Origin of the sequence: Winogradskyella sediminis (assembly GCF_003387355.1) — a bacterium.
Lineage (GTDB): Bacteria > Bacteroidota > Bacteroidia > Flavobacteriales > Flavobacteriaceae > Winogradskyella > Winogradskyella sediminis.
Genome location: NZ_QUNH01000003.1, coordinates 367474 through 393186, shown reverse-complemented (window position 1 = coordinate 393186; position 25713 = coordinate 367474). Strand labels below are relative to the sequence as shown.

The 25713-nt window shown below is 34.6% G+C and carries 13 protein-coding genes; 5 read left to right on the top strand and 8 right to left on the bottom strand.

Features of this window, described 5'->3' with window-relative positions; translation table 11 throughout:
* Positions 1 to 3: 3 nt before the first annotated feature.
* Together C8N41_RS14410 and C8N41_RS14405 are read right to left on the bottom strand one after the other, a co-directional pair.
* Complete coding sequence (locus tag C8N41_RS14410) at positions 4 to 333, bottom strand: translation initiation factor (RefSeq protein ID WP_092447607.1); 330 nt, start codon at positions 331 to 333, stop codon at positions 4 to 6.
* 81 nt (positions 334 to 414) lie between these two features.
* Complete coding sequence (locus C8N41_RS14405) at positions 415 to 1365, bottom strand: isopenicillin N synthase family dioxygenase (protein ID WP_092447608.1); 951 nt, start codon at positions 1363 to 1365, stop codon at positions 415 to 417.
* Positions 1366 to 1599: 234 nt separating this feature from the next.
* Between C8N41_RS14405 and C8N41_RS14400 the strand changes: the two genes are divergently transcribed.
* From C8N41_RS14400 to C8N41_RS14390, 3 genes are all read left to right on the top strand, one after another.
* Entirely contained in the window at positions 1600 to 3600 is a 2001-nt protein-coding gene (locus tag C8N41_RS14400) for an alpha-ketoacid dehydrogenase subunit alpha/beta (protein ID WP_115839775.1), read from the top strand.
* Positions 3601 to 3746: 146 nt separating this feature from the next.
* Complete coding sequence (locus C8N41_RS14395) at positions 3747 to 6062, top strand: T9SS type A sorting domain-containing protein (RefSeq protein ID WP_115839774.1); 2316 nt, start codon at positions 3747 to 3749, stop codon at positions 6060 to 6062.
* Positions 6063 to 6483: 421 nt separating this feature from the next.
* Positions 6484 to 6900 (top strand): 3D domain-containing protein, encoded by a 417-nt coding sequence (locus C8N41_RS14390; protein WP_092447611.1) that lies wholly within the window; start codon positions 6484 to 6486, stop codon positions 6898 to 6900.
* Here the strand turns inward: C8N41_RS14390 and C8N41_RS14385 are convergent.
* Positions 6893 to 7459 carry an ExbD/TolR family protein gene (locus C8N41_RS14385; protein WP_115839773.1) on the bottom strand — a complete coding sequence of 189 codons (567 nt, stop codon included), beginning with the start codon at positions 7457 to 7459 and terminating at the stop codon, positions 6893 to 6895. The two genes, C8N41_RS14390 and C8N41_RS14385, sit on opposite strands and share 8 nt — an antisense overlap.
* A 137-nt stretch (positions 7460 to 7596) precedes the next feature.
* On the opposite strand from C8N41_RS14385, the gene C8N41_RS14380 reads away from it, so the two are divergent.
* Positions 7597 to 9111, top strand: coding sequence for a DEAD/DEAH box helicase (locus C8N41_RS14380; protein WP_115839772.1), 1515 nt, complete (start codon positions 7597 to 7599; stop codon positions 9109 to 9111).
* A 150-nt stretch (positions 9112 to 9261) separates the two neighbouring features.
* Positions 9262 to 9945, top strand: a complete 684-nt coding sequence (locus tag C8N41_RS14375) for a hypothetical protein (protein WP_092447614.1) — start codon at positions 9262 to 9264, stop codon at positions 9943 to 9945.
* Here the strand turns inward: C8N41_RS14375 and C8N41_RS14370 are convergent.
* The 5 genes from C8N41_RS14370 to C8N41_RS14350 form a co-directional block, all read right to left on the bottom strand.
* Positions 9935 to 10498 (bottom strand): pseudouridine synthase, encoded by a 564-nt coding sequence (locus C8N41_RS14370; protein WP_092447615.1) that lies wholly within the window; start codon positions 10496 to 10498, stop codon positions 9935 to 9937. The two genes, C8N41_RS14375 and C8N41_RS14370, sit on opposite strands and share 11 nt — an antisense overlap.
* A 2-nt stretch (positions 10499 to 10500) precedes the next feature.
* Complete coding sequence (locus C8N41_RS14365; RefSeq protein WP_115839770.1) at positions 10501 to 11310, bottom strand: DUF1853 family protein; 810 nt, start codon at positions 11308 to 11310, stop codon at positions 10501 to 10503.
* Between the two features lie 95 nt (positions 11311 to 11405).
* Entirely contained in the window at positions 11406 to 16286 is a 4881-nt protein-coding gene (locus C8N41_RS14360; protein WP_115839769.1) for a PQQ-dependent sugar dehydrogenase, read from the bottom strand.
* A gap of 187 nt (positions 16287 to 16473) precedes the next feature.
* Positions 16474 to 17457, bottom strand: coding sequence for a PorP/SprF family type IX secretion system membrane protein (locus tag C8N41_RS14355; protein ID WP_092447618.1), 984 nt, complete (start codon positions 17455 to 17457; stop codon positions 16474 to 16476).
* 28 nt (positions 17458 to 17485) lie between these two features.
* A complete protein-coding gene (locus C8N41_RS14350; protein ID WP_115839768.1) occupies positions 17486 to 25699 on the bottom strand; it encodes a T9SS type B sorting domain-containing protein in 8214 nt (2737 codons plus the stop codon).
* Positions 25700 to 25713 lie beyond the last annotated feature (14 nt).

The window sequence follows — 25713 nt, the reverse complement described above, 5'->3', positions numbered from 1 at the left end:
CAATTAACCACCTACGCGTTTTACATTAAATCCTTTTTCTTTAAGCATGGTCATAATTTTATCTCTGTAATCTCCTTGGATAATGATTTTATCATCCTTAAAACTGCCACCGACACTAAGTTTTGTTTTTAGTTCTTTAGCTAATTTTTTGAAATCTTCAGTCGCGCCTGTATAGCCTTCAAGAATTGTAATTGGTTTTCCTTTTCGCTTTTCGTATTTGCAAATTATAGGATCGTCTTGTAGCCATAAATCATTCTTTGAATCTTCAGAATGATCTGCGGGTTCTGGCGTATGGTCTGGGAAAAGGTTTTTTAACTGATCTTGTAAATCCATAGGTTCCGTTTACAGTCTTAGTTATCGGCTTCAGTCAATAAGTTGGGTTGAGCAACTGCGACTAAGACCGACTACTAAGTACTATTTTTTAATAAGTCCAAGTTCAATTAAGCGTTCGTTTAAGAACTCTCCTGCTGTGATATCTTCAAATTGCTTTGGGTTATCTTCATCAATACAACTCTCTAACACATCTAGTTTCATTTCGCTAATAGGATGCATAAAAAACGGAATAGAGTAGCGAGAGGTACCCCAAAGTTCTCTTGGAGGATTAATAACGCGATGAATTGTAGATTTTAATTTATTATTAGAGTGTCTCGATAACATGTCACCAACATTAATCATTAATTCGTCTGGTTCTGCAATCGCATCAATCCATTCGCCATCATGACGTTGCACTTGCAAGCCTCTACCTTGAGCTCCCATTAATAAAGTAATAAGATTAATGTCTCCATGAGCAGCTGCTCTAACGGCGTTTTTAGGTTCTTCGGTAATTGGAGGATAGTGAATTGGTCTTAAGATAGAGTTACCATTATGAATGTAATTATCAAAATACGTTTCTTCTAAATTTAAGTACAATGCTAATGCTCTTAATACATATTTAGCAGTTTTTTCGAGCATTTGGTAAGTTTGTTTACCTACTTTATTAAAATCCTCTAATTCTTTTACTTCAACATTTTCCGGATATTCTTTTCGACGTTCTTCATCGTCTTCAACATATTGTCCAAAGTGCCAAAATTCTTTTAAATCACCTTCTTTTTTTCCTTTGGCGCTTTCTTTTCCAAAAGATACATAACCACGTTGTCCACCAATACCAGGAATCTCGTAACTTTCTTTAACTTCTAAAGGTAGGTCGAAAAAGTTTTTAACTTCATCATATAAACTATCTACCAACTCATCATCTAAAAAGTGTCCTTTTAAAGCTACAAAACCTATGTCCTCATAAGCTTTTCCTATATCATTTATAAATTTTTCTTTGCGTTTTGGATCATCAGATATAAAATCCTTTAAATCTACACTAGGTATTCTATCCATGGGATTTGTTATTAAATTTTTGTCAATATACAAATGTAACAATAATAGTGCTAAAAATATAAGTAGGAATTATTGACAATTTGAAGTGCAACAGAGAATATTGAAGCAATTTTATTTACTTTTGAAATATTGATACCTTTACCACAAGTAAAAAAGAAGTCGTTTATAGCGTTGCTTAAAATAAACAGAAAACGTTATATGAATACACTATAAATATCTCAGAAACAACATTACATGCCAACTATAACTAAAAGTAACATTGCTTACGATAAACGAAGTTTAAATGACCAAACGTTATTAAAACTTTACTATAACATGTTAAAACCACGACTAATTGAAGAGAAAATGCTCATTCTTTTACGTCAGGGAAAAATTTCAAAATGGTTTTCAGGAATTGGACAAGAAGCCATTTCTGTAGGTGTTACAATGGCTTTAGAGCCTAGCGAATATATTTTACCGATGCATAGAAACCTTGGCGTGTTTACTACAAGAGACATTCCGTTACATCGTTTATTTTGTCAATGGCAAGGTAAAGCCAGTGGATTTACAAAAGGGAGAGATCGCTCGTTTCATTTTGGTACTCAAGACTATAATATTGTGGGGATGATATCTCATTTAGGACCACAATTAGGAGTTGCAGATGGAATCGCTTTAGCCAATTTATTAAAAAAGAATGGTAATGTTACGGCTGTTTTCTCGGGAGAAGGAGGTACAAGTGAAGGGGATTTTCATGAGGCTTTAAACGTTGCCTCGGTTTGGAGTTTACCAGTTATATTTTGTGTAGAAAATAATGGTTACGGTCTTTCTACTCCTACAAATGAACAATATAACTGTAAACATATCGCAGATAGAGGTAAAGGTTACGGTATTGAATCATTTATTTTAGACGGAAACAATATTATTGAAACCTACACAAAGGTTCAAAAATTAGCAGAAAGTATACGGAAACGTCCGCGTCCAATTTTAATTGAATTTAAAACTTTTAGACGTAGAGGGCATGAAGAAGCGAGTGGAACAAAATATGTTCCTCAAGACCTAATGGACGAGTGGGAAGCTAAAGATCCGATAGAAAACTACAGAAGTTTTTTGTTTAGTAAAAAGATACTTACCGCTCAGATAGATGAGACTTATATAAATGAAATTAAATCTGAAATAGAGACCGCATTAAGTAGTGCTTATGCTGAGCCAGCAATTACAGCAAATGAAAGTGTAGAATTAAATGATGTATATAAATCATTTGAATATAAGGATTTTACACCAAGCCAAAACACTAAGGAGTTAAGGTTTATAGACGCTATATCCGAAAGTTTAAAACAGTCCATGCAAAAGCATAATGACCTAGTGATTATGGGACAAGACATAGCGGAATATGGTGGAGTTTTTAAAATTACAGATGGTTTTGTAGAAGCCTTTGGAAAAGAGCGTGTGAGAAATACACCGATTTGTGAATCTGCCATAGTTGAAACTGCCATGGGACTATCTATTTCGGGTATTAAGTCGGTAGTGGAAATGCAATTTGCAGATTTTGTAACATCCGGATTTAATCCTGTGGTTAATTATTTAGCAAAATCGCATTATAGATGGCAACAGGAAGCAGATGTTGTAGTAAGAATGCCTTGTGGCGGTGGAGTTGCTGCAGGCCCATTTCATTCGCAAACTAATGAAGCGTGGTTTACTAAAACCCCAGGATTAAAAGTGGTGTATCCTGCATTTCCTTATGATGCAAAAGGTTTATTAGCTACAGCCATTAATGACCCTAATCCTGTATTGTTTTTTGAACATAAGGCTTTATATAGAAGCACACGTCAAGATGTACCAACAAATTATTTTACTATCCCATTTGGGCAAGCTGCTGTTTTACAAGAAGGAGAGGCAGTCACTATTATAACCTATGGAGCAGGCGTGCATTGGGCTTTAGAAACTCTAGATAAGAACACTAATATCTCGGCAGATTTAATTGATTTAAGAACTCTACAACCATTGGATAAAGACACAATCGTTAATTCTGTTAAGAAGACAGGACGTGCTATTATTCTTCAAGAGGATTCTTTATTTGGTGGTATTGCAAGTGACTTATCTGCTATGCTAATGGAAGATTGTTTTGAATACTTAGATGCGCCTGTAAAACGTGTAGCAAGTTTAGAAACTCCAATTCCTTTTATTGGTCAGTTAGAGGATCAGTATTTAGCAAAAGGGCGTTTTGAGTCTGCTTTAAAACAGCTATTAACTTATTAGTTTAATATCATTTTGGTAGATTAATATTAATGTTACGTAGATAAAAATTAAGTTTAAGTATATTAAATTTTAAACTCAATCCATAATTGGCTTTATTTGAGTAGATATAGCTATTTTAAAATTAATTAATACCCTAAAATTAAGATATGAAAATTAAATTACTATTGGTGTTGGCATTAACTTTCACCTTCTCTTTTGCTCAACAAATACCTGAAGATCTAAAACCACCAAGTTGGAGTAAAGCTAACATCTCTGATGTGATTCCTTTTAAACTTCCGTCTTTCGATTTAAAAAAATTGCAAGAAGAAGATCTTATTAATGATCAAGACAAGTCTATTCCTTGGAGATTTGGTCATGATATTTATGTAGACCACAACTTTAATGAGGTTGGTGAATGGACAACTTTAGAGAACGGAGATCGTATCTGGAGAATGGCTTATACATCTAACGGTGCACAATCATTAAACTTTATGTTCGATGTATTCAAAATTCCTGAAGGTGCAAAATTGTATGTCTATAATGATGATAAAACCGATTTATTAAGACCTTTTACTTATCACAATAACAATGCTGAGGAAGTTTTAGGAACGTGGTTGGTAGAAGGGGATTCTGCTTACATCGAATATTACCAACCTGCCAATGTTGTTGGTGAAGCTAAAATTACTGTTGGCTCTGTAGTACATGGATATCGTACAGTTGAGACTTACGAAAAGTCCTTAGGTGAATCCGGGAATTGTAATTACGATGTAGATTGCGATATTACTCCTTCACCAGACCCTTACGGTTTAAACGCCGTGAAAGATAATATTAAAACTTCAGGAGCTTTAATATTAAGAAGTGGAACTGATTGGTGTTCAGGAACATTAATTAATAACACAAATAATGATGGTAAACCTTATATGTTAACAGCTAATCATTGTGCTGGAGGAGAAGGTACATGGGCATTTAGGTTTAACTGGAGAAGTCCAAACCCATCTTGCGGCACAATAGCAAATAGTACAGATGGTACATATAACCAAACCGTAAGTGGTGCAACTGTAAGAGCTAACAGCTCAAAATCTGATATGGAATTAGTAGAAATTACGGATTCTAGTTTCTTTGAAAATAATTACGATTTAATTTGGGCTGGTTGGAACAATTCAACAACAGATGTACCAGCTATAAGTTTTGGCTTTCATCATCCAAGTGGAGATATCCAGAAAGTCTCTCGAAATGATGAAGGTGCAGTTAGATTTACAACGGATTTTAATGGTAATTCTACAGCTCAGATGTGGCTAATAGATGATTGGGAATTAGGTGTAACGGAAGGAGGTTCTTCGGGATCAGGATTGTTTAATGAAACAGGTCATTTAATAGGTATGCTTTCTGCGGGTACTGCAGCATGTTCTGGCACTGTGGATAATGGTGGTTACGATATTTATGGACGTTTTGGCGTGGCGTGGGATTACGGATCTACGGCTGCAACACGACTGAAGGATTGGTTAGACCCTACTAATTCTGGTATTGAAGTTTTAGATCCCTATACTCCATTTGAAACCTATGATATTGACGCAAGAGCAAATGTTGGAGCCGATAATACTACTGAACTTTGTAGTGAAGATTTTACACCTTTAGTAACACTATTAAACTCAGGAAATTTACCTTTAACTTCTGCAGACATCTCTTATAGTTTAGATGAAGAGACAAGCACGTCTATAAGTTGGACAGGTAACTTATTAAATGGAGAAAGTGTTGTCGTTGCAACGCCAACATACTCTAATTTAGGCCCTGGAAATCATTCATTTATTATTAACGTTTCTAATCCAAATGGCGGACAAGACCAAAACACTGCTAATGACTCATATGGTTTTACTTTTGAAGTGTTACAGTCATATACAACTTCTTCATTAGTCTTAAATCTTTTAACAGATAATTATGGCAGCGAAACCTCTTGGACTCTTACAAATAGTGCTGGAACTGTAGTAAGCAGTCAACCCGTTAATACCTATGACAATGCACAATCATATGAAGAAATTATAAACATACCTAGTTTTGATGAATGTTATACATTTACAATTTCCGACTCTCAAGGTGATGGAATCTGCTGTGGATTTTTTGGTAATGGTACTTATACATTAGAAGATGAAAATGAAAATATAATTATTGTAGGTGGTGAGTTTACGACTTCCGAATCAGTGACATTTAATGTGCAAGACCCTTTAAGTGTTAATGAATTTAATTTAGAAAGTTCAATTAACTTATATCCTAATCCTGTTACAGATAATTTAAATATTGAATTAACTTATATTAATGAAGACGTTAAATACGAGGTGTTTAATACTTTAGGACAACAGGTAAGTAAAGGTAGCTTAGAGCCTAATAACTCTCATCGTTTAAATATGACACCCTTTGTAACAGGAATTTATTTTGTAAAATTATCTACAACTTCAAGTTCAATAATTAAAAAGGTTATTAAAAAATAAGTCTTAACTATCTACTTATAAAAAAAGTCAGTTTCTTTAATCGGAAACTGACTTTTTTATTAGACTAAAGTTAAAATACATTTAATCTTATAATCTAATGGTTTTGAGGTCATCATCTAAACTGTTAGATGTGTTGACGATTTTTGATAAGACTTTCATAATAAGTGATGTAATTGATTGATTGATTGATTGATTGATTGATTGATGAAATGTTATATTATAATCTATAACGTCTTCTTTGGTTCCATGTAAAACTTTTTGTTTCAGTAGATGTACTCGATAATTGATTGCTGTTTAAGGTTCTCATAATTTCTAATATTTAATTGGTTATACTTAGTAGACGATGAAACTTTTGTTTTGTTACAGTACTATGTATAACATATTAATAATTTAACACCTTTTAACATATTTCATTATATATATGAAAATAAACTACTTACTTATGGTGTTTTGTTATTTTAGTCTTTACAATTGTAACGATAGAGTAGAAGAGTACTGCCAATTAAAAACTTTTAAAGTTACGGCAACAGCGTACAATTCTTTAGTATATCAGACAAATTCTAACCCTAATATTACGGCATTTGGTGATAGCTTAAAACCAGGAATGCGCTATCTCGCTGTATCTCGAGATTTATTAGATTCTGGATTAGTATATAATACTCAAGTTAAAATTGAAGGCTTTGATAGTTTATATATTGTTAAAGATAAGATGAATCGACGGTATTACAATCGCATTGATATTTATATGGATAACGATATTAAAAGAGCAAAACAATGGGGCAAAAAGAACGTTGTTATTGAATACTGCATTCCACCTAGAGACACAATAACTAATTAGAACGTTTTACCATGATTTCCGAAACTATAAACGGATAAGCTTTTTGTACAGCAATAAGTTCCTCTTTCGTTAACTGATCTGGGGTTTTATTGTAGACTTGCTTTGCATAGCGCATTCTTAGATCGTAATAAGCGCTTGTAATTTCATCTTGTACTGCAATAAATAAATCATATTTGGTTAATGTATTATGACTTAATGAGATGACGGCTTTTTTAGGATGATCAGATGAGTTACTTAATTGTTCACCCTCACAAAAATCACAATTATTACTACCATTATTATCAATAAAGGCTTCAACAATATCTTTAACCTCTTCTAATTTTACAGTGTTAGCTTCAATCATAATCTCCTGATTGTCGTTCATAGAAATTTGTAATAAGTTCCGTTCAGGAATATCCGCTGTGCAGTTTGGTGTATCACAAACAGGAGGTAGTTTTCTCAAAATACCTTTGTCCGCCGAAATAGTGGTTGTTACTAAAAAGAAAATAAGTAATAAAAATGCAATGTCTGCCATAGATCCTGCATTGACCGATGCAGCATGTCTTCTAAATGATTTCATAATAATATAGATTTAAATGTTAATAATATCCTAATAACAATAACAGTACCAATCTTTTTAAATCTTGTTAACAAATCATTCCATATACCTTTACAATGTGCTATTTTTGCGAAATTAATAAAGTGCAAAACCAATATATGTCATCAGAAACCGAAACAATTCAACAAAATGCTACTGAGAAAAGTCTCTATGATTATCAGATTCGAGACCTGAACCGCATTTTTGATGTGATGCGAGATGAATCTGATGATTTTAATCTGTTGTATCAACTACCAACAGGTGGTGGTAAAACAGTTATCTTTTCTGAAATTGTAAGACGTTATGTAAAACAACACAAGAAAAAGGTTGTAATCTTGACGCATCGTATTGAGCTTTGCAAGCAAACGTCTAATGTATTATCTGGTTTTAATGTTCAGAATAAAGTAATAAATAGCAAAGTAAAAACCTTACCAGACCAAGATGAATACCAGTGCTTTGTTGCCATGGTGGAAACTTTAAACAACCGCTTATCGGACAATGATTTTCAATTAAAAAATGTAGGACTGGTTATTATTGACGAAGCACACTATAACTCATTTAGAAAGTTATTTAAGTTTTTTGAAGATTGTTTTATTCTTGGCGTCACAGCCACACCTTTAAGTAGTAATATAAAACTACCTATGAAAGACAATTATAATAAGTTAATTGTCGGTGATGATATTTCTACATTAATTAAAAATGGATTTTTGGCTAAGGCTGAAGTTTCTCATTACGACGTGGGCTTAACATCCTTAAAAATAGGAATTAACGGTGACTATACCGTAAAATCTTCGGAAGCTTTATATACTAATAGTTTAATGCAATCTAAGCTTCTAACGGCTTACGAGGAAATGGCTAAAGGAAAGAAAACCCTAATTTTTAATAATGGAATATATACCTCTAAAGAGGTATATCATACCTTTAAAAAAGCGGGCTATAACGTTAGACATTTAGATAATACAGCTTCAAAACAAGACCGAAAAGAAATTTTAAAATGGTTTAAAAATACACCAGATGCGGTGTTATCATCTGTAAGTATTTTAACTACCGGTTTTGATGAACCCTCTGTAGAATCCATTATTTTAAACAGAGCCACGAGGTCATTAACCTTATATTTTCAAATGATAGGTCGTGGTAGTCGAATTTACAAGGACAGAAACACCTTTCAGGTCATTGATTTAGGAAATAACGAAGCTCGTTTTGGACCTTGGGATCAACCAGTAGATTGGCAGCATATCTTTAAACATCCAGATTATTATTTAGATAATATTGTTGATGATGATTTATTAGAGCGCGATTTTGTTTACACCATGCCAGAGACTTTAAAAGTAAAATTTAAAAAGTCTTATACTGTAGATTTTGATGTAAAAGCAGAATATAAAAATGTCATTAGTGAAGGTAAAAAATCGTTTACTGTAATAGAGCGCTCTATTGAGCAGCATTCCAAAATGTGTATTGAAAACAGTGAAGATGTTTATGATGCCAGAGAGTTGACTAAAGCTCTTCAAGATGAAATTGCCTTTAGAATAAAACAGTATTGCTATTGTATAATGAACAGTACTCAAAATTATAAAGATTGGCTATTTGAAGAGTATAATAGAAAGTTAAGGATTAGCTTTAATGGCAAGTTTTAACTTTTTTTTGTAATGATTTTCATTTTTATATCTTTAATTTGAAATAGGTACGGTTTTTGTAACTTTAATAATAAAATACTTTAAGCCCATAATATTATAGTGAAAACGAGTCATATCATAGCATTTTTACTCTGCATCTTTTGTAGTTCAATGATGTTTTCTCAAGTTATTAAGGACAAGGAGACGAAATCTATCCGTATTCCGGCTGTAGAGTCTAAGAAGAAAAAAGACTCTGCTTTGGTTAAAGTTAAGGTGGCGCCGATTCTTAAGAAAGAAGATGAAAATTCTAGTGGTAACACTGAGAAAAGTGAAGAAAAATTTATAATCAGAGAAACCGAAAAACCATTTTCTATGATTGAAAATGACGGCTTAAAAAGTCCTGGTGAAATTTTTGAAAAACGTTGGAAAACGGAAGCTGTAAAAGGTGGCATCGTAAGAACCATGTCCGATCAATTTTTAGGAGAGCACAATGTAGACACCAAATTTGTAAATATAGTCTGTAGAGATCATCAATATCCCGATGGAGACCGTGTTCAAATTTTGGTAAACGGTACAGTTGTCAAAAATAATTTATTACTTACAGGCAGTTATAGAAGGGTAGAAGTGAATTTGGCTGAAGGAAAAAATATAGTAGATATTATTGCTTTAAACCAAGGAGAATCTGGTCCTAATACCGCAGAATTTGTGGTATATGATGATAAAGGTAACGTTATTTCCTCAAAAGAATGGAATCTACTGACAGGAGTAAAAGCTACTATTGTATTTCAGAACGAAAAAGTAATTATCACAGAAAAAACAGCTGAAGCAACTACTGCCGATGCTTCTAATAACTAATAGGTAAGACCTCAGCAGGTTTCATTTTATCTAAACGATATTCGCCAATCCTCACCCTGACTAATCGCAATGTTGGTAATCCTACTTTTGCAGTCATTTTTCGGACTTGTCTAAATTTTCCTTCGGTAATAGTAATGGATAGCCATGTTGTAATACCATGTCGTTCATCACGAACAAAACGTTCTACTATATGTGACGTGTCTTCTAAAATTTCTGCTTTGCAAGACTTTGTTTTATACAACGATCCATTTACAGAAATTTCTACTCCATTTGATAGTTTGGTGATAATCTCTGGTGTGATAATACCATCAACCATAACGTGGTACTCCTTTTCAATGGCGCTACTTGTAATGTAGTTACTAAACTTTCCATCTGTTGTTAATAATAGTAAGCCTTCAGATTTTTCATCTAAACGTCCTACAGCCATAATACCTTCTGCGGCATCACAAAACGCTCCTAATAATTTTTTAGATTTCCGTTTATTCTGATGGTTCACAAATTGACTTAAATAGCCGTAAGGTTTGTATATTTTCAAATAACGATGTTCTTTCATATTTACCAGAAGGTTACAAAGCATTTTACAATTTTGGTATCACTATGTTTTATCCAAACGAGAGGAGAACGCTTTACTTCAATTTCTTTTTCAATATCCATAATTGCACTATCATAATCTCGCCAATCGATATCATTATGTGGTACAACTAACCAATCTAATTTTTGAGGTTTATAAAACTTTAACGTTTTAAACTTAAACAAATTAAGATACGAAATATAAACACCTGAAACACAATTTTGATTTAAACTCCCAAATTGAATATTAGTTTCATTACATGGCAAAAACAATTGTGCTTTAAAACAGAGTGACTGAGATATTGTTGTCATATCAATATTATAAGGCTCTAGTTGCTGCTTAGTGTCGCTCTTAAACAGTAATGGGAATTGTTTGTTTTTAAGCTTATCTATTTTATAGCAAAGGGTGTCTTTACGGTTGGGACCAATCCAATAGGAGAGTGGGTTGTTATACGACTTAAGACTATCGTATAAATAGAATTTGTAGACCACTTCAAGATGAATAGGTTTATTATTTAAGAGGTAGAGCGCATCCAACTCACCAATAGTAGTACGTTCTTTTTGAATTTGTATATTTTCAACCAGCCATTTTACGTTAGATTGCAGCTTTAGTTGGTAAAAAACAAATTCTTCAACAAGTTTTCCTAATCGCTGATTTTTAAAATTAACATCTTTTGGTAAGGACTCAAATTCTGAACTGAGTTCAATGGGATTTAAATTAAGACTCCCTTGAGAAAGAAATAAAGAAGGTGTTTTAATGTATCCTTTATAACGTAATAAATTGCTTTTATCCATTGTAGAATAAAAGTATTAATAAATTAGAATTTTAGATATAAAAAAACGCAAAACCTATATAAAGTTTTGCGTTTTTCTTCTCCTGACAAAAAGGTCTATTCGATAACTAATTTTTGAACTCGGGTATTTCCAGAAACCATTGCTAGCTCTACAATATAAATTCCTGTAGATAGGTGTTTAACATTTACGGATTGGTTTGTAGAAGTAAGGTCTAAATTTGTATCTAAAATTTTTCGACCGTTAATATCGTAAAGTACTAATGTTGTCTGTGCTTCTAACGGACCTATAATCTCAATGGTACGTTCAGCTTGGTTTGCTGCAATCTTTAAAACATTCAGTGTTGGATTATCTATATTAAGTACTTCATTTTCAAATCTAATATAGAAACGACCTACGCCAGATAAATCACTTTGAGCAGTAAATGTATAGGTGTCTGAATTTAATAAAGTGAATGTATTATGAGCCGTATCTTCTAAGTAGACATTAACTGTATCTGGCAAGTCGGATGCCTCGATACTTATTGTGACTTCCTGACCTTGGGCCGCATTAACTCCTAATGCAATTGTAGCATTATTTAAGGCTACCTCATCTAGTGCTTGAATCATAAATGGCACTCCTGAATCATCATCTACGAGGTGAGAAAAAATTGCAAAAGCAGGAGCACTACCTGTATAAAGTGCAGCATCATAACCAGGATCTAGACCTGAAGTAGCATTGGTATTAAAATAGATATCTGTAGTATATTCTGAGTTTAATGCACTAGACTTAAGTTTTAAAAACCCAATATGAGCTGAAGGTGTTGATCTTCCTAATATAAAGTCGTCACTAGTACCGCTTACACGCATCTCTGGTGTAAATTCTATGGTGCCTCCTCCTTGTTGACTTCTTACAAAGAATCCTTGTCCTGGAGCAATTAATTTACCTTCCGTAATATTTAAACTATTAAGAACAGTCCAGCCATTTGTGGTATCACCATCGTAACCATACACTGCTTGGTAAGCACCACTATTAAGCTCATTTTTATTATGATTAAAAAAGGTGTCAAAATCAATATAGGATGTGTATGGGTTTCCAATTAAATTCCATCCACTATAAGACGACCCTGAAGTGGTTATATTATGAGTAACAATATTGGTAGCAACATTACCTGTAAAGGTTAGGGTAGTGCCATACAAGGCATCATCTGAGCTTTCTCTGGCAGCTCTATAACCGACACCTAATTCTAAATTTGTTGCTGCATTTGTGTCGGTGGAGTAGACTCCATAGGTTCCTGAAGTTTCATTAAAAGGACCAAACAGTTTCTGAGATGTATTTAATGGGTTTTCATATAAATTTTCATTATTGCTAATCGCAAAATCACCAAATGTTTGTCCACTAACCGGAGTTGAAATTAAATCATTACCTGTAACACCATTAAAGGCGTTAACATGTCTTTTATAATTAACGTTACCTGTACTTGTTCCTTCAACAATTAGACTTGAATACTTATTTGATATTGAGTTTAAAATTACTTCACCATTCACAACTAAATTACCTGTAATAGTTAAACTACCGCCTTCAAAAATTTCAATTTTACCAGCTGCAGGAACCGTATAATCCGAATCAATTTCAAGAGTTTCATCAACACCAACAATGAGATCTACACAGTTTTCTGGAGCTGTAAATACTGTAGCGTTACTATTATATAAACTTTTGTAACCATCTGTGAATTCAGCTTCAATTTCTACTGCTTGTCCATTGGATGGTAATCCGGTTAAAGTAATTGTTTGTGGACTCGTGGTAATTGGGAAACTTTGACCATTAACAACCAATGAGCCTGTTTCTGGTGCATTTGAATAGGTTACAATAACATCTTGTGAGTAGGTGTTATCAACAACATTACAGGTTGTTTGTTGGGTGCCAGCAATAACATTCTCTATTGTTGTAAAATTATCGAATGGTACAAACTGTACAAGAGTGGCTTTAGGTTCTGAGTTTATATCGTTTAGATTGGGATTGTTAGGTGCATTATTTCCAGCACCTGAAGAAGCGCCTCTCCCTCTGATATGAATACTATTAACATCATGAATACCATCGCTATAAAGTTGTACTCGTAAAGCTTCAGCATATATAGGCACTTGTTGATTTCCTCCCCATTGAAAAGTACCTCCACTTATCCAGCCTCCTTGACCTTCATCTATAGTTATCCAATTGCCCTCTCTTAAGTAACTGACTCTCCACATAGTATATTCTTGAGATTGTCCACTGTACGAACCACCAATAGTAACGTAATTCACAAATTTAGGGTTGGGCCAATCCACACGCCAAAAGAAGCCATCATCTACATCTACTTGTCCTTGATTATATTGATATTTTACACCATATTCAGCATATTGAGAAAAGGTTTTGTATTCGCCAGTTAAAGGCTCATATAAAATTTCGTAAGGAGTGCCACGACCTTGTTCCATACCAGGACCTGTAAACCCAGAATTAACTGCAGAAGGTAGAAGTGCTAAATTACTCATAGGGTTAGGATTGTTCTCAATACCAGTAATATCGGAATCCAATTGATTTATCCATTCTTCTATTAAAGCGACTCCTGAGTCATCAATTTCTAATTTAGATAAAGGAGGCATCATAATAGCTTGATTAACACTATTAATCTTATGATAAAGTATCGATTTTGAAGCATCACCTGGATATATTATTTTTTCATCCGGATCAATCTCTAATGGACTTAAAATCCCTGTAGATAAAATACCTGTAGCTTCAAGGCTGTTGTAATAACGTAAATCGAAACTGGTTCTTAAAGGATTATCCAATCTGTGACAATATGCACAGTTTAAATCTAAATACGACCTTGCTCTATCTTCTAATGAAGCCTGAGAATCATCTATTCTTTTATTAGTTATGATGGCTTCTGTGTCTGCATCTGTTATGGTTTGGTCTAAAATCCCTAAATGACTTAAAGTTACTAACTGATTTCTTTCTAAACCAGTTGTATTATACGTATAATCGGTATTTAAGTATCTGGTTTTAAGACCTAAGTTACCATTATTAGCCTCATTATGACAGGATACACATTCTAAATTTGATGGAAAATGCCACATTTGTGTTCTTGTACCTCCTGAATTATTGGTAGAAATGGTAACAGGTTCATTTAAACTTGTGGTTTGTAATACAGCATCCGTTTGTGCATCATTCCAATTATAGGTTAAATAATACCATCCTCCATGTCTATCGGCAATAGAAAAACGAGTTTCAATTTTTTTAGTAATAGAGGGATCGTTATCATCAATTTGCAAATCGAATTGTTTAATGATTACGGTTCCTGGTGGAAATTCCCAATCGTTATATTCAGAATATTTTATTTGTTCACTAGTTCCGCTATGTACACCATCGTTATTTGGTACAGCAATCCAACGTCTTTTTAATGCGCCATCAGACCAAAATGACTCATATAACTCATATGGCACAATACCTGGTTTTACATCTAGGGTTGTCATGTTAGTAAAAACCTCTGTATCTGAAAGTAATTGTGGCATGGGAGCATAGCCATTATCGACGCCTTCAATAAGTTTATGTATGTTTCTGTTGTTACCATGTCTTAGCAAATACAGTTCTCCATCTTTATCTTCACCAAAGGAAATTACATTTTGTAAACTAGAGACTTGTTCGTAATCTCCAGTAAGCGTATTTACCGTAAAAATTCCATTTCTAGAATAATCGGCACAGACATATACCCCATATAAATCAGGAATTTCTGTTCCTCTGTATACATAGCCGCCAGCTAAAGCCCTTGCGTCATTTCTTGAAAATTCTGTTAAAGGTTCTTCGTGTGGCATTCCGTCTAACATGGAAGCACAACTGGTATTTCTGTACCCAAATCCTTCATATATAGGCCATCCGTAATTTGCACCTTTTTTTAGGATATTCACCTCTTCATGTGAGCTTAAGCCAACGTCACCAATGTAAAATTCACCTGTAACACGGTCTTTAGACATTCTAAAAGGATTTCTTAATCCTACGCTGTAATATTCTTCATAGCGTGAACCATCTGGACTTAAAAAAGGATTGTCGTTAGGAATCCAATAATTAATTCCTGAAGATTCACCAACATATCCAACATCTTGTTTTTTTCTAATTGGCGCATGGCTTTTAGTAGGATCTTTATCTACGTCTATTCTTAAAGCGCCTCCATTAAAATTGTCCGTAATATCTTGAGCACGCCTCCAAGAAGCCTGATCTCCAATAGTTAAATATAGAAATCCATCATCACCAAAATCCATTCCACCACCATAATGGGTAGTACCATACATTCTTACATCAAACAAATTAAGCCTAGAGCCAGGAATAAAAGTTAAATTTGTAGGATCGACCTCAAAACGCTCTAAAATTAATGAGTTTCCTTGGTATTCATTTCTTGTGCCTTCGCTCCAAGTACAACCCTGACCAGTATGTGTTCCTGGCCTTGGTTCATCTTCACTATTCCAATTTTCTGAAGTATAATAAACGTAAATATAATTTTTAGCATTTGCGGCAGCATTAAAATCCGGATGTAATGCTAGGCCCAAAAAACCACCATCGTGAACCACTCCTACATCTTCGTTTAAATCTAACAATACGGTTTTTGTTGTTGTGGTTTCGTCATCGTCAAACCAATAGATAACTCCATCGAGTTGTGCTAATATAATGCGATTTTGATTGGGTACCGCTTTATAAACTATTGGAGAGTTAAATGTTAAATTTGGGTAGGCAACTCTATGCGTTAAAGACAAGTCAATATTAGCTTCATCTGGAAATTTTAAATCTGCATACGGACCAATAGTGCCATGATCCTGTAGTGTTAATCCTGGACCTTGACCATTAAAATAAGGGAATGCACCAAATAATAACAATGATGCAATTATAATGAGTGTGGATCTAATTTTGAATGATTTGGACTGAATATAAGATGGGATTTGCCCAAACCATTTCTTAGTGAAATGATTTTTCATTGAATAGGTCTAATAATTAATAGCATAGTAAACGTAACTATTAATTTACTTAAACCTTTAAAAACTCCGTTGTACGGATTATTAAATCGTCGAACTTAAACATAACATTAAGAGATAGTTATGTGTAAAAAAAAATCAATTCAGATCTAAATCTATGTTTTTAACTAAAATGGTATACTTTAAACGTTTATCTATAATAACTTTGACTCGTTCCTTTAGTACAGGCACAATTACTAGCGCCTTGTAAAAAGTCTAAACCGATTGTTATCATATGTGTCCCTGAATTAAAACCGGATAGATCATTCATTGTTAATTGATACGAATACGCAAAAAAGAACTGATTAAAAGTAATACCTGCCATTGGCCCTAAATTTAGTGGCTTAAAGAATTGGTCGTTTAAGAAACGGTAAGAACCTCCCACAAAATAGTAATCTCCTTTTCTATTAAATTTTCTGTATTTAAAGTTTAAATCTGTACTAGAACGTCTATCACTATCAAACATTTGTACAAACACAGATGGTTCAAATTCAACATCTTTATTATGACGGTTTTTTATCACTAATCCAGTATATAACTGATAATTTAATAGACGGCTAGGTTCTAAGCCAGTGTATGGGTCTAAATCTTTTTTTAGAATATTATTGGCATTAAAACTTAAGAAAAATGCTTTCCAACGGTATAAAATTCCGGCATCAAAATTATTATTAGAAACAGATCTATCATCTGTAATTGTTGGATCGAGGATTGGAATGTCGTAGGTAGTATTAAAATTTTCAATATCAATTCTAAAACTATTAATGTTATACGACAATCCAAATGATACAAACTGTTTCGTTTTATAATCTAAAGTTAAATGGTGCGCAAAAGAAAACTTAACACCTTTTTGACGTGTATTTCCATTCTTGTCATTGTAGGCAGATATTCCTATTCCTGAGCGGTCTGCCATTCTAAAATCGGCATACACGGATTGATTATCCGGAGCATCTTTGATACCAACCCATTGTGTTAAACCATTAGCTCTAATTTTTAGGTTATCTCCAATTCCTGCATACGTAGGAGATACCACAAAATCGTTATCTGCCAAATACTGCGTCCAAACAGGTAAGTTTAATTCTTGGCCATAACTTTGTACGAAGACCAAAAAAAGAATATATAGTGTGAATTTTTTCATAATGTTATCTTTCTAAGTGTTATGGCTATTATCTGTAAAGTGTAAAGTGTCCGACAAATTCTTTATCGTGTATGGAATCATTTGTTTTTACAACAAACCAATAATCACCGGTTGGTAAATCTTTCCCCATATACTTTCCGTCCCAAGCTTCACCAACTCTATATGTCGCTACTTTACGACCATAGCGATCAAAAATATCGAAGGTGAGATTTGGGTAATTTTCTATACATCCTGGTGACCACGTATCAAATTTCCCATCACCATTTGGTGTAAACCAATTAGGGATACAGATATCTTGAAATACTAACTCTACCTCAACGGTTGCAAAACAGCCGCTACTATCTGTAACTGTTATAGTGTATAAGCCTGACTCGTAAATAATGAATGTGTTTTCGCTACCGTAATCTTCATCGTTTATAGTGTACTGGTAATCACCAGAACCACCTTCAGCATTCGCTATAAATTCATTGAGTTCGCCTTCTTCAAGTGATAACGTCACAGGATCAGAGGCTACAATGTTAAAAAAGTCGGTTTGTTGAATACACGTATTAGAGTGTTGCACTTCTATGTAATGGTCTGTACCTACTGGGACATTATAGAAGATATTGCTTTGTTGAAATGGTCCTCCGTTTAATGAATAATCTAGTTGCGTTAGATCTTCAATTGAAGCATCAACTGTAACGGTTACGATATTTCCTTGTTGGTTATCTTCACAGATATATTCAATAGTTACTTCTGGCAGAATACTTACGGATTCTGGAAAAGTAATATTCCATTCAGACTCACAGCCTTCAGCATCTCTAACAAAAACCGTATGGTCTCCACCTTCTAAATTAGAGAAATCAAATTCTGTTTGTATCGCACTTCCTGTAGTGTAAACACCATTATAATCATCTAAACCTACACTGTAAGGAAGTGTACCTCCTGAAATGTCTATACTAAATTCGCCATTAACATCTCCAGCACACACTTCAGGAATAAATGAATCTGCAACGATACTTAGGATTACAGGTGAAGGTTCTGTAATTGTAAAATCGAAAGTTAGATAACAACCTAATTCATCTTGTACTATAATAGTGTAATCATCTGGCATTAAATTCTCAAAAGTGTTCGTTTCAAAAAATTGATTGAGTTGTGGTGAAATAGCATACTTTATAATTCCTGTACCTCCTGTAGCTGAAATTTCAACAGACCCATTATTGCTACCAGCACAACTTACATTATTAACAACGATTGAAGCATCTAATGGATCGTCTGGTTCTGTTATACTAATTGGAGCAGATGTCGCAGTACAATCACCACTTTCTACTAAAACGACATAGTCACCGGCATAAAGTTCTGTAAAATAACCAGGACTATTTTCTGTAGCGATGACTGCATTACCTAAATCATCTTGTAAGGTGTATGTGTAGTTTCCTAATCCACCAATTGCCGTTGCTAAAATAGAACCGTTGTTGTCACCAGCACAATTAATAGTTGGGTTAGTAGATTCTAAGGTTACTTCTAAAGTAGGTAATGGATCTACAGTGATTTCATTCGAAACATTAGTTACACAACCGTTGGCATCTCTTACGTAATAAGAGTACGTTCCGTCTGGCACCGAAAATGTCGTTGATGTTGCAAAAGTTCCAAGTATTGGAGTAAAAGAAGCATTATCACTATATGCGTAGAGTCCAGTCCCTCCCGTTGCACTTAATGTTAAGGTAGATTCTGTTAAACAGGTTTGTGTTGTTGTTCTCACTAAACTCGCCTCAACTGGTGTAGGCTCTGTAATCTCAATATTCTCAGAAATCAGGTCACAATCATAACCATCTGTAATTCTTACAAAATAAGTTCCAGGACCTAAATTTTCAAATACATTAGATGTTTGAGGACCAGAAACACTTGGTGTTGGAGATACGGTATTTAATGTATAAGTATAATTAGAACCCTGACCACCAGTAACATTTGTAATTGTAATACTAGCATCCCGATCACCAAAACATGCTAAAACATTTGCACTAGGTGTAAACGTCGCTGCAATTGGAGTAGGAGTTTCTAACGTCATAGTTTCTGACACAATACAACCACCTGAATCTCTAACATTTACAGTGTATGTGCCTGCAGATAACCCAGTAAATGCTCCATTTGAAGAATAAGCTACTGTAGTAGCACCTGTTAGTTCATATTCATAATCTCCCCAACCACCTGAAGCGATTGCTGTAATAGTTCCTTCACTGTCATTACATGTTACGTTTGAAGTTTCAGACGCATCAAGGGTTAAAGCTTCTAATGGTGATGTTATAATTACACTAGATGTAGCTGAACAGAAAGGAATATCAGTTTCAGTTATTATTACTGAAAATGTTCCAGCTTCCATTCCTGTTACTATTTCAGGATTTGTAGCTGTGTGTGCATTAACAAGACCTGTTACAGACGCACCAGAACTATCAAATACTTCATAAGTATAGGCTCCGGAATAATCTTCAATATTTATTTCAAACGATCCAGAGTTATCACCAAAACACGTGATTGTATTTGGAGTTACTGTAAACGATGGCAGAACGGCTTGAGATACCGAAATCGTAACGTCTTCAGAACATAAAGTTACTGTATCTGTTACCGTAATTGTATACGATCCTGAAGGTACTCCAGCAAACACATTTCCTGATAGGCTAACAGAAGCCGGACTAGGCGCAATGCTATACCCATAAGATCCAGAACCTCCAAATCCCGTAATTGTAATTTCACCATCATCATCATTACAAGAAGGTGATGCTGTAACTTCTGGCGTTATAGCCAAAGGAGGAACAACATCTATCGATACACTATTACCACAACCATTTACATCTTGTATGTCTACGGTATGAGTTCCTGAATATAAATTTGAAAGTGTAAATGGAAAAGTACGTGTTTCAAATGCACCTCCGTTAATACTTACACTATATGGAGGCATACCAGGAGTATCTAAAGTAACATCAATTTCATATGCTCCTTCTGCAACTGTACATTGATTGGTTAAACTTGCAGAAATTACTGGAGTTGGGTCATTATTTAAAACTTGAACAGCACTTGTGACAATACAGTTATAAGCATCTTTGACGTGAACATAATAACTACCAGCATCTCTATTAAAGGTGCTCGAACTATTCCAATTTGTATCAGTTGCCAATGGAGTAGTAGGTGTTGTTGTAATTTGATATAAGTATGGAGGTGTACCGTTGGATCCGATAGCACTGATAATTCCAGAATTAGGATTACAATTTGCATTTTGATCAATCGTTACGTCTAATTCTAAAAGAAAAGCAGATTCTGTAATATTAAAAGGTACAGTAACCACACCACAACCTGCATTTGGACCTGAAGTTTCTGTAATTGAAACAAAATAGTTTCCAAATGGTAATGGTCCTAATTCTGAAACGTTTAATGCACCATTTGCAGGCACAGATCCTGAACCCGTCATACCTGTTGATGTTAAGCTTAATGAATCAAAAATCTCATAATTTACAGAAACAGCACTACCATAAACACTATTAACTGTAAAAGATACATTACCGTCAGCATTTCCTGTACACGTAATATTTTGAGCACTAACAGCTGTTGCGGTTAATGTTGAATTCGTAGGAATAGGAACCGTTGCTGGCTCATAATAGCTACAGTTTGTAGATTGATCATAAACTATAAACGTATATAATACTCCTGGTATTAATCCGGTAAAGGTTGCTGATTCGCTTCCTACAGAGTCCTCTGCTAACCATGTTCCTGTTGGGTAAACAGAACTAGGACCTTCATAAATACTAAAGAAAAATGGTCCTGCACTTGTAAGAGATGAACCAATGCTTACTTCAGCTTCACCTCCAGTAGAACAATCTACCGTAGCTGTTACATCGATGTCTAAATCTGTTGGAGGTGATGCTACCAGAACATCCTGAACTATAACGGAACAACCATTGGCATCAACCACATTAATTTGATACAACCCGAAATCAACAACATCAAAACTCACCGATGTTGAACCTATATTATTAAGTTCTGAATTTGCGTATCCATTTGTTCCCGTAACGAAATAGTTATATGGAGCTGTACCACCAACTACTGAATTTACAATAACAGACCCTTGAGATACACCTCCGGCACCACAAGTAATATCAATAGCGTCATAATCCACTATTATAGCATCTGGCTCATTAATTGTTACTGTTTCTGTTGCTGTACACATTTTAGAATCCGTAAGCGTTACAGTATAGTTACCTGCAGTTAAACCAGAGGTTTGTGTACCATAATCCATACCTGTGGTAGTATTGGTAACATTAATTTCAAAAGGCGGTGTACCTACAGAAGTATCAATAGTTACATCGATGGCTCCATTAGTATCACCATTACATAAAATAGGTTCTGATAGCGTTACTAAGCTTAAGGCTGGTAACGATAATGGATTTATGACGATTTCTGAAGACTCAGCGGTACAACCATTGGCATCGGTAATCTGAAACTGATAAGTTCCTGCCGTTCCCGTAGTGTATGTAAAAGGTGTTCCTGTTGTGCCTAAATTTGAATATGTAGCACCGTTAATAGAAACAGCATAAGTATAAGGTGCTGGACCTGAAATCGTACCAGTAATCACGGCATCAGGTGATGTTGTACAATCTAACCCTTCAGTTAATACCACAGATAAGGTTGGAGTAGGGATAGGGTCTATGGTATAAGTCTCACTATACACACAATCATTTTCATCCTTAACTTGAAAGGTGTATGTTCCCGGTTCTAAATCGGAAAAATCTGTTTCTGTCTGATACCCTGTTGCGGCCGAAGCAGGCGCTGTAATTTGATATTCTAATGTTCCTGTACCACCTGTAGTACCAATAATAGATATCGTTGAGGTATTGGTAGGACAAGTGATAGGTGAATTATCAAAGGTTAAATCCGTTGGTGGATTTAATGCTTCAATTGTAATTTGATTCATGGCAGAAGAACATCCACTGGCATCTTTTACGATTACAGTATAGTTTCCTTCAGTTAAGTTATTAAACGTATTACCTGTTTGAAACGTTACTCCATCAATACTATATGTATAAGGTGCATCACCACCAGTAACATCTGTAACAATAATAGTTCCGTCTGATAAACACGTAAAAGGGGCAGCTAATTCAGCCGTTCCTGTAATAGCTGTTGCAGAACTAATTGTAACGGTCTGAGGAATAGTTTCACAAACATCAGGACCTGAGGTGTATTGTAAAATCACATCGTAGTTTCCAACTGCTAATCCTGTAAATACATTAGAATTTACAAATGTCGTACCACCATCAATACTATATTCAATGCTGCTACCATTGGCATTGGTGACATCAATTGATAAAGAGCCCGAATCACTGGCATCTGCACAAGCAATATCAGTAATGTCCACAGTAAACTCAGGACTAGAAATGGCATCTACAGCAATTGTAACCTCTGCGCTACAGTTATTAGAATCTGTAACTGTAATATTATAGTCACCAGCTGCTGTTACAACAATTTCTGGCACAGACTGAAAATCAACAGATCCGTTTACGAAATAAAAATAGGGTGGTGTACCTCCTTCAGGATAAACGGTAATTTCACCATCAGTACAATTTAATGGGTTTGTTAAAGCAACAGTTACTGTTAATAATGGAGGCTCAGTTATAGTAATAGATTCAGTAAATGTACAGCCATTTTCAGAAGTTATAGTGGCTGTATACGTTCCTGGATTTAAGTTTTGAAAAGTATGTGTATTATCTACTACAGGCCCAACGCTATTTACTAAACTTCCTCCTTGAGAAAGTGAAAATGAATATTGTGGATCTATATCATTGGCCGCCAAATGAATTGTTCCTTTATCACCATGACATAAAGGTTGAGTTACAATTGTAGACCCAGTAAACGCTCTATCTCTAATTTGAACATCTGGCACTGTAAAAACACAAGGGTTTGTAGTCACTCCAACTTGTCTAATATAAGCCGTATAAATCCCTGCCGTATCTATAGAAAATACATTACTATCTTGAAATGTAACACCATCTAAACTGTATTCATATCCAGAAGGTACTCCATTTACTGTGATACTTCCGTTTGTAGTACATATGATATCTGTGGCGTTTACAGTAGCGTTAAGAATGTTTTCATATATGTTGAAATAAAACTGCACAAAACAGCCTCCAGGATAATTAATAGTTAATCTATATTGGCCAGCTGTATCGGCAAGAAAATTAGCTCCAGTTTCTACTTCATTCCACGTACAAGACGCATCTTCATTAGCACAATCTGCATCGGTAACAGCCGAGCAGCTTGTTTCATCTAATTTTTCCCATATAACTGAGGTTGAATTGGCAATATTAGTCTCAATTAACCTTGAGTCATTAGCACCACATAAAAAGATATTTGGTAGTAATTTACCATCATTAGGGCAAGTTACAACCTCATCTGCGTACGGAATGACTGGGTTAGTGGTGTTTCCTCCAAAAATTTCCACATGAAATTCTTGAACAATAGATTGACAAGGTGCTACAGCAGTATTAAAAGAATAATAGGATCCTGTTTCCGTAACGGTAATAGTTTGTGTATCACCAATGACAGGTGTTCCTGTTGGACTCGTTGACCAAGCATAAGAATCATAACCATTGGCTGCGGTTAAATCCACACTTTCACCACATAAAACAATATCTTGAGAAAAAGTACAATTTAAATCGGCTAAAAAATTGGTTGCTTGAGGCGATAATAAGCAACCTGTATTGCTACTTAAACTTGGATCATCTGTAATATTAAAATTAGGATTATAATACCCATTATAACTTGCAAAAGCCTGGTTACTTATGATATTAGTACAGGCATCAACTAACAAATTACAAGACTCTACAACTTCAACTTCAATACGTATTTCGTAAACAGGATCATTTTCTTCTACTAAAGAATCATCGATAGCAAAGATAATCTCTCTAGTTGCTGGATTATAACTTGAAACAGACACACCAGGAGGTAACACTAAATCATCTGGATAATTAAAAATAATATTAACAGGTAGAATGTCTCTAATTTGAAAGCTTGTAGCGTGATCATTACCAGTATTCTGAAATCCAATGACGTAATTTAAAGACGATCCTAAACCAACATATTGATCACCAATATTATTACCAGTGTCATCTTCTACAATTTTAGTCAAGACAATGTTAGGTTCTATAATTTCTACTGCAAATGCAAAGAAATATGGAAAATAAGTATCACCACTTGTTTCTAACCGAATAGTACCAGAAGTAGCATCATTCGCAATAACTGTATTTCCTGGATTTGGAATAGCAATAACACCAGTATCAAATCCTAAAGTATTGGTACTATTAGGTACTCTATCATTAACAGGGGTAGCATCTAATTGTGTAACAGAACTATTGAAAAAATTTGACACAGGACGATCTGCTGTCGATAAACTTACTCCATTTAACCTTAAACGGTCTCCTAGAATAGGGCTATCTCCTTCTAAAGTTGCAAATGCAAAATTAGCTCTTACAGGAGCAGGAGCAGGCACTGTTCTAAAACCATCTACAGGAATATCTAATGTTGGGTTTCCACCAGCAACACTAATCGCACTAAAACCATCAAAACTAGTAATTGATTTACCAGGTAAAGTCGGATCTTCATAAACAACAAATAAAGACCAACCAGCCGATTGACCAGTACCATTATAGGGATTATAAGAAGCGGTTCTTCCTTCAGCTGATGACACATTAGCAACGGTGTAAGTTCCTAAGTCAGCACCAGAACCAAAACTAGTAACAATAGAGGTCACATCGGCAAAACACGCATAAGAAAAGCTATCACCACCATCTACGGTATTACTTCCTGCTTCATAAATAATTGTCCCATCAATATCATTATAACCACCAGAAGGCCCTTTAAATTTTACTTCGGTTATAGGAGCATCTCCAGGATTTACCGCTCCCCAATATAAACCTGCATATATAATTCTATAACAATTAGGATTTGGTATGGTTAAGTCTGCACTTGAAGAACTAAAGGTAGAACCATCGGAATCAATATCAATATAGGTCATATCAACTTGATGGTTATAAACCCAATTATTATTAAAAGGCTCGTTATTTGGTCCGAGAATGTTATTTCCAATTAGGACGATATCTCCTTTTAAATCCTCATTAAATCGCGGGTTAAAGGGTTGGTAGTTTTGAGCAAATGTCAGTTGTCCTAAAAGAAGTGTTAGGGCAATTAAGGCTATTCTAGAAAAAGTAGGTTTTTTCATGATACTTTATTTTA

Coding starts and splice junctions, on each gene's coding strand:
- C8N41_RS14410 (WP_092447607.1), bottom strand. CDS start 333: ATGGATTTACAAGATCAGTTAAAAAACCTTTTCCCAGACCATACGCCA.
- C8N41_RS14405 (WP_092447608.1), bottom strand. CDS start 1,365: ATGGATAGAATACCTAGTGTAGATTTAAAGGATTTTATATCTGATGAT.
- C8N41_RS14400 (WP_115839775.1), top strand. CDS start 1,600: ATGCCAACTATAACTAAAAGTAACATTGCTTACGATAAACGAAGTTTA.
- C8N41_RS14395 (WP_115839774.1), top strand. CDS start 3,747: ATGAAAATTAAATTACTATTGGTGTTGGCATTAACTTTCACCTTCTCT.
- C8N41_RS14390 (WP_092447611.1), top strand. CDS start 6,484: ATGAAAATAAACTACTTACTTATGGTGTTTTGTTATTTTAGTCTTTAC.
- C8N41_RS14385 (WP_115839773.1), bottom strand. CDS start 7,459: ATGAAATCATTTAGAAGACATGCTGCATCGGTCAATGCAGGATCTATG.
- C8N41_RS14380 (WP_115839772.1), top strand. CDS start 7,597: ATGTCATCAGAAACCGAAACAATTCAACAAAATGCTACTGAGAAAAGT.
- C8N41_RS14375 (WP_092447614.1), top strand. CDS start 9,262: ATGATGTTTTCTCAAGTTATTAAGGACAAGGAGACGAAATCTATCCGT.
- C8N41_RS14370 (WP_092447615.1), bottom strand. CDS start 10,498: ATGAAAGAACATCGTTATTTGAAAATATACAAACCTTACGGCTATTTA.
- C8N41_RS14365 (WP_115839770.1), bottom strand. CDS start 11,310: ATGGATAAAAGCAATTTATTACGTTATAAAGGATACATTAAAACACCT.
- C8N41_RS14360 (WP_115839769.1), bottom strand. CDS start 16,286: ATGAAAAATCATTTCACTAAGAAATGGTTTGGGCAAATCCCATCTTAT.
- C8N41_RS14355 (WP_092447618.1), bottom strand. CDS start 17,457: ATGAAAAAATTCACACTATATATTCTTTTTTTGGTCTTCGTACAAAGT.
- C8N41_RS14350 (WP_115839768.1), bottom strand. CDS start 25,699: ATGAAAAAACCTACTTTTTCTAGAATAGCCTTAATTGCCCTAACACTT.